This window comes from Paenibacillus sp. F024, from assembly GCF_057814255.1.
Window position 1 is genome coordinate 1 of the sequence record NZ_JBVASZ010000088.1, and the last position, 1,215, is coordinate 1,215.

Here is a 1,215-nt window from a genome sequence, read left to right on the forward strand (position 1 = left end):
CAAGGAGCCAGCCGCCGAAGGTGGGGTAGATGATTGGGGTGAAGTCGTAACAAGGTAGCCGTATCGGAAGGTGCGGCTGGATCACCTCCTTTCTATGGAGTCCATGTCGTCTGCAGGGCGACGGACAAATCTGCAGCGAAGCTGCAAAAGCACTCACTCGTGTTCAGTTTTGAAAGGTGCAATGCCTTTCGATTCGTTTGGTGATGATGGCGGAAGGGAACCACGCGTACCCATACCGAACACGACCGTTAAGCCTTCCAGCGTCGATGGTACTTGGACCGCAGGGTCCTGGGAGAGTAGAACGTCGCCAAGCAAGCCCACCAAGGGTGGGCTTTTCTTATGAAGCTAATACACTATACAAATAAGGGCCCTTAGCTCAGCTGGTTAGAGCGCACCCCTGATAAGGGTGAGGTCGGTGGTTCGAGTCCACTAGGGCCCACCATTCAACTTTATAAGTTGCCTGTATGGGGCCATAGCTCAGCTGGGAGAGCGCCTGCCTTGCAAGCAGGAGGTCAGCGGTTCGATCCCGCTTGGCTCCACCATAATCTACCGCTTGAAATACTCGGGTGGGTATGATATTATTTTCTTTGTCACTGTTTAATTGCGGTGACTGATTTGTTCCTTGAAAACTGGATATCGAAACAAAGCAATAAATGCTGAATCATCCTTAGATCTTTGATCTATAACTAAGTGGGAAACCACATTGGTTAAGCTAATAAGAGCACACGGAGGATGCCTAGGCACCAGGAGCCGATGAAGGACGTGGCGAACGACGAAATGCCTCGGGGAGCCGTAAGCAGGCTTTGATCCGGGGATGTCCGAATGGGGAAACCTGCGTATCGTAATAGATACGTACCATGCAGTGAATACATAGCTGCATTGGAGGCAGACGAGGGGAACTGAAACATCTAAGTACCCTCAGGAAAAGAAAACAAAAGTGATTCCGTCAGTAGCGGCGAGCGAAAGCGGATTAGCCCAAACCAGGGGGCTTGCCCCCTGGGGTTGTGGGACGTCAATGTGGGTTGAGCAGCGTAGGTGAAGCGTCTGGAAAGGCCGGCCAAAGAAGGTAACAGCCCTGTAGCTGAAATGCTGCGAAAGCCCTAGACGGATCCCGAGTACCGCGAGACACGTGAAACCTCGTGGGAATCCGGCAGGACCATCTGCCAAGGCTAAATACTCCCTGGTGACCGATAGTGAAGCAGTACCGTGAGGGAA

Annotated in this window: 2 tRNA genes and 3 rRNA genes; all 5 read left to right on the forward strand. The window is 52.3% G+C overall.

From position 1 onward, the window contains the following. Positions 1 to 92, forward strand: a 16S ribosomal RNA gene (locus ACZYR9_RS27440); the annotation flags it as partial. 104 nt (positions 93 to 196) lie between these two features. Further along, positions 197 to 313, forward strand: a 5S ribosomal RNA gene (rrf, locus tag ACZYR9_RS27445). Positions 314 to 365: 52 nt separating this feature from the next. Continuing rightward, positions 366 to 442: transfer RNA gene (locus ACZYR9_RS27450), tRNA-Ile, on the forward strand. Between the two features lie 24 nt (positions 443 to 466). Further along, positions 467 to 542: transfer RNA gene (locus tag ACZYR9_RS27455), tRNA-Ala, on the forward strand. A 163-nt stretch (positions 543 to 705) separates the two neighbouring features. Next, positions 706 to 1,215 (forward strand): 23S ribosomal RNA (locus ACZYR9_RS27460); the annotation flags it as partial.